Annotated in this window: 8 protein-coding genes and 1 pseudogene; 5 read left to right on the top strand and 4 right to left on the bottom strand. The window is 48.8% G+C overall.

The annotated features are described in order from the left end of the window. From B7L70_RS11140 to hisD, 3 genes and pseudogenes are all read right to left on the bottom strand, one after another. Window positions 1-310 (bottom strand): annotated as a pseudogene (locus tag B7L70_RS11140) (imidazole glycerol phosphate synthase subunit HisH); the annotation flags it as partial. 2 nt (window positions 311-312) lie between these two features. Further along, window positions 313-606: a phosphoribosyl-ATP diphosphatase gene (gene hisE, locus B7L70_RS11135; RefSeq protein ID WP_255408867.1), complete on the bottom strand. Its 294-nt coding sequence runs from the start codon at window positions 604-606 to the stop codon at window positions 313-315. A 5-nt stretch (window positions 607-611) separates the two neighbouring features. Beyond that, window positions 612-1,814, bottom strand: a complete 1,203-nt coding sequence (hisD, locus tag B7L70_RS11130; protein WP_081228256.1) for a histidinol dehydrogenase — start codon at window positions 1,812-1,814, stop codon at window positions 612-614. Window positions 1,815-1,899: 85 nt separating this feature from the next. Here hisD and B7L70_RS11125 point away from each other — a divergent pair, with 85 nt between their 5' ends. The 5 genes from B7L70_RS11125 to B7L70_RS11105 all read left to right on the top strand — a co-directional run bounded on the left by B7L70_RS11125 (window position 1,900) and on the right by B7L70_RS11105 (window position 8,041). Further along, window positions 1,900-2,958 carry a histidinol-phosphate transaminase gene (locus B7L70_RS11125; protein ID WP_081228255.1) on the top strand — a complete coding sequence of 353 codons (1,059 nt, stop codon included), beginning with the start codon at window positions 1,900-1,902 and terminating at the stop codon, window positions 2,956-2,958. 83 nt (window positions 2,959-3,041) lie between these two features. Then, window positions 3,042-3,833: a hydroxyethylthiazole kinase gene (thiM, locus tag B7L70_RS11120; protein ID WP_081228254.1), complete on the top strand. Its 792-nt coding sequence runs from the start codon at window positions 3,042-3,044 to the stop codon at window positions 3,831-3,833. 60 nt (window positions 3,834-3,893) lie between these two features. Next, window positions 3,894-4,895 carry an acryloyl-coenzyme A reductase gene (locus B7L70_RS11115; protein WP_081228253.1) on the top strand — a complete coding sequence of 334 codons (1,002 nt, stop codon included), beginning with the start codon at window positions 3,894-3,896 and terminating at the stop codon, window positions 4,893-4,895. 124 nt (window positions 4,896-5,019) lie between these two features. After that, entirely contained in the window at window positions 5,020-6,951 is a 1,932-nt protein-coding gene (locus tag B7L70_RS11110; protein ID WP_081228252.1) for a 2-oxoacid:ferredoxin oxidoreductase subunit alpha, read from the top strand. Between the two features lie 43 nt (window positions 6,952-6,994). Continuing rightward, complete coding sequence (locus tag B7L70_RS11105; protein ID WP_081228251.1) at window positions 6,995-8,041, top strand: glucose 1-dehydrogenase; 1,047 nt, start codon at window positions 6,995-6,997, stop codon at window positions 8,039-8,041. Here the strand turns inward: B7L70_RS11105 and B7L70_RS11100 are convergent. Then, on the bottom strand, window positions 8,028-8,294 hold a 267-nt coding region (locus tag B7L70_RS11100; RefSeq protein WP_081228250.1), incomplete at its 5' end, for a nucleotidyltransferase domain-containing protein. The two genes, B7L70_RS11105 and B7L70_RS11100, sit on opposite strands and share 14 nt — an antisense overlap.

Raw genomic sequence — 8,294 nt, 5'->3', positions numbered from 1 at the left:
TAACACGGTCACTGTACCAACCTAAACCATTTAATTCACCCTCATCGCTCCCACTAAACATCAGCTGGAGCCCTAGGCATATGCCAAGTATGGGTATTACACCTCTGACGCTGTTCAGTTCGTTGCTCACTGGTTTCAACTTACTCATGGCTGGGTCGAAGGAGCCGACGCCCGGTAGTATTAAGGCATCCACGGTCCTTAGTTCGGGTGGATTATTTATGATTACGGGGTCCGCTCCGGCTCTGCGTAGTGCGTTTATTACGCTGCCCAGGTTTCCAACGCCATAATTAATAACTCCGATCCTCAACATGATCACCCCTTATGCCTATTTCTTAATTCCCTACACACATCATCCATACTTAAACCCATCACCCTAAGCAAAACAAGTAGGTGGTAAATTAGGTCCGCCGTTTCCCTAATGACCCAATCCTTATCATTAGCCATTGCCGCAACCACAACCTCAACAGCCTCCTCACCAACCTTCTTCGTAATGAGTGGGACACCACCGAGGTAGAGCGAGTATGTGTAACTACCCTGTTTTTTAGACAATATTCTATCATCAATAACATCCTCAAGAGTTCTGAGAAAATCACACTCATTGCTCAAGTTCATCACCCAAGTCTACCTAACCAAGTCTTTATTGACTCGGCATGCCTAACGAAGCCCTCCCTAAGGCCCAGGGCATAGCCCAAGTCCCCAAGCTTCATAACCTCTGCGGCGTTGATAACCTCCACGGTAGCTATTGGCTTCATGAAATCCAGGGGAGTCAACACACCACGCCACCTGGCTGAGCCATTTGTTGGTAATACATGGCTTGGCCCAGCTATGTAGTCGATTAGGGCTGATGGGGTCATTATAGATATAGCTCCGGCGTTCCTTATTCCATCAATTGGTATATCAGCACCCCATATCGACACATGCTCGGGAGCCAACTCGTTGATCACGTTAACGCAGTCCCTCGCATCATCAACTAGGGCTGATACGTATGGTAGTTCACCGAGTTTTGCCAATTCAGCCTCAACCCTGGTCAGGTAATCCTCGTCCCAGGACAGCACTACGCCTATGGCAGATGCGTGCTCGAGCTGTGCTGCCAAATCCATGGCGGCGATGGGTGGGTCAACACTAGGTCCTGCGCATATCGCTAGCTCCGTTGGTCCCTCGATACCGTCAATGCCAACGTGGTTGGAAACCAGTATTTTCGCAGCCTGAACATACACATTGCCGGGACCAACAACCTTATCGACCTTGGGCACGGTAGCCGTTCCAAAGGCCATGGCGGCTATCGCATGGGCACCGCCAACCTTGAATACCCTGGCACCAAGCCTAACAGCCACATAGGCGATCTCCGGCGCTATGGTGCCGTCTCTCGTCGGTGGTGTCGCTACTATGATCTCACGCACGCCAGCCACCTTTGCAAGCACGCCGGTCATTATTAGTGTTGAGAAATAGCCTTTGGGCACGTAAATACCAACCCTATCAATGGGGACCCACTTTATGCGTCTCATAAGTCCCATGAACTCATCCATCACATCCACAGGCCTTGCCCTAGCATTTAACTTCTCAACAGACTCAATGGCATAATCAATAGCCCTCGCCACACCAGGCTCCACAGAACCAACTAACCTGCCCAACTCATCTCTACTCACCTCAAGCCCCTTAAGCTCAACGCCATCGAACTCCCTGGTGAACATAATCAGTGCGTCATCACCGTTTCTTCTAACCTCATCAATAATGGGCCTAACTCTATCAACGTAACTTCCCAGGTCCATCATCCTAGTGAACAATTTGGCAAGCTCGTTTTTGTCCACCCTCACGGGGGTTCGTAGTATTAGGGGTTAAATAACGATTACTATATATACTGAGGGAATGCTTATTTAGACTAATAATCACGTAGGAGGCGTGAGCGCTGCACCGTGGACCAGGGTATTGAGTATAGCCTTCTATGAGGAGCCTAACGTGGGCCTCGGTAAGTATAGGCTGCACTTCAACGAAAACCTATTCCTACCTAGGGAGTACTACGAGGAGGTCCTCAGGGTATTGCTGGAGCCGGACCTGGTTAGATACTACACGGAGCCACTAAACGCCTCCTTCAACAATGCCATAGCCAAGCACGTAGGTGTCGATGGTGATAACATATTCTCGACAGCCGGTGGTGATGAGGCCCTGAGGCTTTTAATACAAGTAGCCCTGCACGGCAATCGTAAATTACTCGTTGTGGAGCCGACGTACTCAATGCCGAGGGCCTTGGCCGAGTCCATGGGAATTGGGATTGCCGAGGTACTGCTAAGGCCTGATTATGAATTAGATGTGGATGCTGTAATTAAGGCTGGAGTCGATGCTGACGTCGTGTATATGTGCAATCCTAATAACCCAACGGGAAACCTGTTTAGTAGGGGCGATGTTGAGTACGTGGTGTCCAAGTTAGATTCGTTGATCATAATCGATGAAGCATACGCAGAGTTTGCCGGTGTGTCTCTCATTGATTTAATTAGGCATTATGATAATGTGGCTGTTGTCAGGACATTCTCCAAGGCCTGGGGCCTGGCTGGGCTTAGGGTTGGTTATGTGGTCGCCTCGGAAAAGGTCATTAATGCCCTAAGGAGACTCTCGCTACCTCACAATATACCCTATCCATCAATGGCCATGGTAATGAGGGCACTGCAGCTGCGGCATTACGTGAGCGAGAGCATAGAGAGGATGATCCTTGTTCGCGAGTACATGATTAGGAAGATAGAGGAGTTGGGCGTGGCACCGCTGAGGACGGTGACCAATTTCGTGACATTCCACGCCAAGAACCCGGACTTGGTGCATAGCGAGTTGGATAGGAGGGGTTTCGTACTCAGGAACCTGGGCGGTAAGCCTCTATGCCAGGACTGCCTAAGGGCAACGGTACCACCAATGCCTGTGGCGGAGAGACTATTGGATGCGATAAACGAGGTCGTTAGGCAGGTTAGGTAGTTAAGTGATTACCTAGTTTACCTTGCGTTTTATTCTGATAAACGGCTTATGATTTATTAATAAGTTAATTATCAGGATGAATGATGGCAATACCGTACTGGGAAGACCTGGGCAGGATAAGATCAAGGAGACCCCTAATTCACCACCTAATGAATTACGTGGTAATGAACGATGCAGCAAACGTGACGCTGGCGGTCGGTGCCTCGCCAATAATGGCTCACGCGAAGGAGGAGGTTGAGGAGTTGGCGGCGAAGGCTGACGTGGTTTATATAAATATTGGTACGCTCGATGATAGGTGGATCGAGTCGTTCATACTGGCTGGCAAGGCTGCATCTAAAAATAATGTGCCTGTGTTGCTTGACCCAGTAGGTGCAGGTGCCACGAGACTTAGGACCGAGACGACGTTGAGGATATTGAACGAGGTTGAGGTCAGCGTCTTGAAGGGGAATGGTGGCGAGATGATGGCGCTGGCTGGTCGCGCAGGTATGGTTAAGGGTGTCGACTCCCTAGGTGAAGCGAATATTGATGTTGCTGAGAAGTTGGCTAGGGAGTATGGCGTCACTGCGGTTATAACGGGGCCTAGGGACTACGTATCAGATGGCAGGAGGTATGCCATAGTGAGTAATGGAACACCAATGCTCCAGTACATAACCGGTTCGGGGTGTATGGTTGGTTCAGTCATAGCCAGCTTCATGGCAGTGAATAGGGATTTCCTAGTAGCCTCGGTCGAGGGTTTGGTCACCTTTGAGATAGCCGCAGAGAAGGCAGAGAGGAAATCCTCAGGACCAGCCACACTGAAGCTTCACCTAATCGATGAATTGTACAATATGAAGCCCGAGGATTACGGCATGGCTAGGGTCGAGTTGAAGGTGTAAATGGGGATACTTGCCACGTAATACTTTTTACTCTAAAGTACCGAGCAGCCTTGAGGTTTAATGAAGGCTGTTGTTGTTTATGAGAAGGGCAAGTACGAGGTTAGGGATATACCATTGCCGAAGATTAGTGATGGTGAAGTGCTGATTAAAATAAACTACGCCGCGCTATGTTACAGAGACCTCCTACAACTCGCGGGCTACTACCCCAGAATGAAGTACCCCATCGTGCTTGGACATGAAGCGGTGGGTATTGTGGTTGAGTCAAGGGACGCGAGGTTTAAGCCGGGAGATAGGGTTGTGCCGCTACTGCATGAGCCTGATGGTACCTGTGAGTTTTGTCTACGTGGGTTAGACGCGTATTGCGTTAATGCTGGTAGTTATGGTGAGAACTTAGACGGTTTCTTTGCCGAGTATGCCAGGGTATCCGCTAATGCCATAGTTAAGGTCCCCAATAACGTACCTGATGAATTGGCTGTATTAACACCATGCGTTCTGGCCATGATATATAAGGGATTAAAAAAGGCTGGGCTTATGAGAGGTGAGACGGTTGTTGTTACAGGAGCTAGTGGTGGTGTTGGTATCCATGCCGTGCAGTTGGCCAAGGCAATGGGTGCGCGGGTAATCGCGGTTACGAGATCTGAGGATAAGGCGAGCTTCATTAGGCGGTTTGCTGATGATGTTGTCGTGGCATCGAAATTCAGCAATGCCGTTAAGTCCCTAACGGATGGGGTCGGTGCTGATGTGGTTATTGAGGCTGTCGGTACGCCAACGCTTGATGAGTCATTGAGAAGCCTTCGTATGGGTGGTAGGGCAATAATTATTGGTAATGTTAATCCAGACGAAACATACGCACTTAGGCTTGGTTATATAATAATGAAGGATGTATCAATTATTGGTAATGTACGTTCAAATAGATCCGATGTAGCCGAGACACTTAGGCTATTGGGTAGCGGCTTAGTTAAGCCCGTTATTGCAGTCACATACCCATTGGATAGGTTTAGTGATGCACTGGAGTTTATGAGGAATAGTTCCAGGATTGGTAAGGTGCTTATAAAAACTTAGTTAGGTCTAGCTTTGAATTATAATGATTAATATTGAATAATTACATCGTCTTATCTACGGTGCATATCTTTATCTTCTACAATGGGAGAAGAGTTAATAAATAGGTCTAGGTAGACTTGGTACAATGCCTGTTGACTTAATGTGGGTCATAGGCGGACCCCAGGGTGGTGGTATTGATACCGGTGCCAACGTGTTCATGAGGGCTGTAGCGAGGGCTGGTTATTACGTGATTGGTGATAGGGAGTACTTCTCAAACATTAAGGGTAGGCATAGCTACTTCATGGTTAGGGTTAGTGATGAACCTAGAGGAGGACTATTGAGCCCCATTGATGTTTTGGTCGCCCTGGACGCAGAGACCGTGTTCACCCACTTCCAGGACGTTAAGCGTGGTGGTTACGTTGTTGTTGATACATCGACCTTCAACACAAGGCTTGATCAGCTACAATACATGGAGGATGAATTGAAGGATAGGCTTAGGGAGTGGTTTAGCAGGGCTGGTGTTGAGCCAACGGTAAAGGGCATCGTGGATTATCTGAGGAGTAATGGTGTTAACGTCATGATAATGCACTACGCAGACCTACTCCAGGAGGTTAAGAAGAAGCTTCATGATGTTGATTTACCATCACTAATTGGTAGGTACTCCAACGTTGTTATGACTGCGTATTCAACGGCAGCCATGGGATTACCAATGGAGTACGTGTTTAAAGGGCTTGAGGATGTGTTCACTGGTAGGAGGGGTAAGTTACTTGAGTATAATAAGGCGATTGTTGAGGTGGTTTACGAATACGCGAAACCCATGAAAACCAACATAACACTATCACCAATTAAGAGGGGTGTTAGGGCTATCATAGTTAACGGTAATGAGGCAGTGGCCATGGGCAAAATACTCGGTGGGCTAAGATTCCAGACGTACTACCCAATAACGCCAGCTGCCGATGAGTCCTTCTTCATAGAGGCGCACGATACCGTGGACCTAGACCCAGTCACTGAGGAAGCCAAGGCCCTTGAGAAGGCTGGCATTGTGGTTGTGCAGACTGAGGATGAGATATCAGCAATAAACATGGCGATAGGTGCGGGTATAGCTGGTGCTAGGTCTGCAACTGCAACATCGGGGCCGGGCTTAAGCCTCATGGTCGAGGGTGTCGGTTTTGCTGGGATGAATGAGGTGCCCGTGGTAATAACGCACTACCAGAGGTCTGGACCTAGTACTGGGATGGCGACCAGGAATAGTCAATCCGACCTAAGGTTCGTGATGCACATGGGGCATGGCGAATTCCCAAGGATAGTGATATCATCCGGTGATCACAGGGAGGCTATTGAGGATGCATTCAAGGCGCTCAACTGGGCTGAGAGGTATCAAATGCCGGTCTTTCACCTGGTCGATAAGGCTTTGGCAAACTCCTACTCAACAGTTATATGGGACTTGGATAAGAAATCATTAAAGATTGATAGGGGATTGATTGTTACAAAGGACGAAAATAATTACAGAAGGTTTAGGATTACGAAGGACGGTGTGTCACCAAGGTCAATACCAGGGCTCGGCCCAATATTCTGGTTGACGGGGGATGAGCACGATGAGTACGGCCACATAACGGAGGACCCAGTAACCAGGACAGAGATGTATGAGAAGAGGATGAAGAAGCTGGAGCTTGCGGATAAGGAGATACCGCTGGAGGACAAGGCTAGGCTCTATGGTCCAGAGGATGCGGATGTAACAATAGTTGGTTGGGGATCAACAAAGGGTGCAATAATTGATGCCATGAACGTACTAAGCAACGAGGGTTACAAGGTCAACTTCCTACAGTTAAGGATGTTTATACCATTCCCAACCGAGTTCGTGAGGAGGGTCCTAGGTAGGGGTCAGTTAATAATTGATGTTGAGTCGAACTATGAATCACAGGCGGCCAGTGTAATTAGGGAGAGGACTGGGATTGAAATAAGGCATAGAGTGGTTAAGGTGACCGGTAGGCCGATATTCGTCGATGAAGTCTACGAGGCAGTGAAGAAGATATTGAAGGATGGCGATGAGGAAATAGTCCTAATGAAGGGACCATAAAATCAACCCTATACTTAAATATACCCTAAAATAATTCATTTTTATGAGGGCAGTCACAGTAATACCTGGAGTACCTGAATCACTGAGACTAAGGGACGTACCAAAACCAAGCCCCGGTAAAGGCCAGGCACTCCTTAAGCCCATTAGGGTTGGTATTTGCGGTACTGATAAGGAAATCATCGAAGGAAAGTACGGTAAGGCACCCGAAGGTAGCGAATACCTGATCCTTGGTCATGAGGCTGTGGCGTCGGTGGCTGAGCTCGGGGATGGTGTCGACAACGTATCGGTGGGCGACATCGTAGTACCCACAGTGAGGAGACCATTTAATTGCGACCTACCCGTGGACTTCTGCCCGGTGGGCCACTATCTTGAGCATGGTATCTGGGGTCTCCATGGACATGCCGCCGAGTACTCCGTGACAGATGCGAGGTACCTAGTTAAGGTTCCTAAGGATTTACTAGACGTAGCCGTACTCACCGAACCACTCTCCGTGGTTGAGAAGGGCATAGACATGGGGCTCAGGATTGGGCAGGCAAGGTTTGACTGGAAACCAAGGACAGCCCTGGTGCTTGGAGCCGGCCCCGTGGGCTTACTGGCAACGATGGTGCTCAGGCTCATGGGCATATCCACAGTAACCACAGCCACAAGACCACCCGAAAGCCTAAAGGCGAAGTTAGTCCTTGAGTTGGGCGGTAAGTACGTGGACTCCGCGGTAGAGCGAGTAACTGGGGAGTTTGACATAGTCGTTGAGGCCACAGGATCGCCCCAGGTCGCTATTGAGGGCTTAAACCACCTAGCACCCAACGGTGTCTACGTACTGCTTGGTGTCTATCCCAGTGGTGGCTCGATGAGTGAGGTTGGTGGTTTGATGACGAGCATGGTGCTCAACAATAAAGTCATTGTTGGCTCTGTCAATGCAGGAATTAAGCACTTCGAGATGGCCCTTGAGCACTTGAGGAGGGCTAAGGAGGAGTTCAATAATTGGCCGCTTAAGTTAATAACAAAGAGGGCAACCCTCGAAAATTACCAAGAGGCGTACACCTGGACGCACGACGACATAAAGACGGTGCTTGAAATCAACCCTGCATAAGCCTACAACCAAGCCCAAGCAATGAATCCCTAAGGTCTAAACCATCATACAAAATAACGCAGCCCTTAAGCATCTCCCTAATTACTGGGTCGCTCAAATCATCAACGCTAAGTACTAAGAGATCTAGGGATAGACCACCAGGCTTTAATCCCCTAATCCTAAGCATTAACTCTCTTTCATCAGGAACCTTCCTAAACACCACAGCAACATCATAATCACTGTAAGGCATGTAATCACCACGAGCCCGGGAGCC

The organism is Vulcanisaeta sp. EB80 (genome assembly GCF_002078205.2).
The sequence above is the reverse complement of the archived record's forward strand: the minus strand, read 5'-3'. Positions and strand labels throughout refer to the sequence as shown.

Bases quoted from the DNA above. Each gene is read 5' to 3' on its own strand.
- B7L70_RS11105 (WP_081228251.1), top strand. From the start codon at position 6,995: ATGAGGGCAGTCACAGTAATACCTGGAGTACCTGAATCACTGAGACTA.
- B7L70_RS11110 (WP_081228252.1), top strand. From the start codon at position 5,020: ATGCCTGTTGACTTAATGTGGGTCATAGGCGGACCCCAGGGTGGTGGT.
- B7L70_RS11115 (WP_081228253.1), top strand. From the start codon at position 3,894: ATGAAGGCTGTTGTTGTTTATGAGAAGGGCAAGTACGAGGTTAGGGAT.
- thiM (WP_081228254.1), top strand. From the start codon at position 3,042: ATGGCAATACCGTACTGGGAAGACCTGGGCAGGATAAGATCAAGGAGA.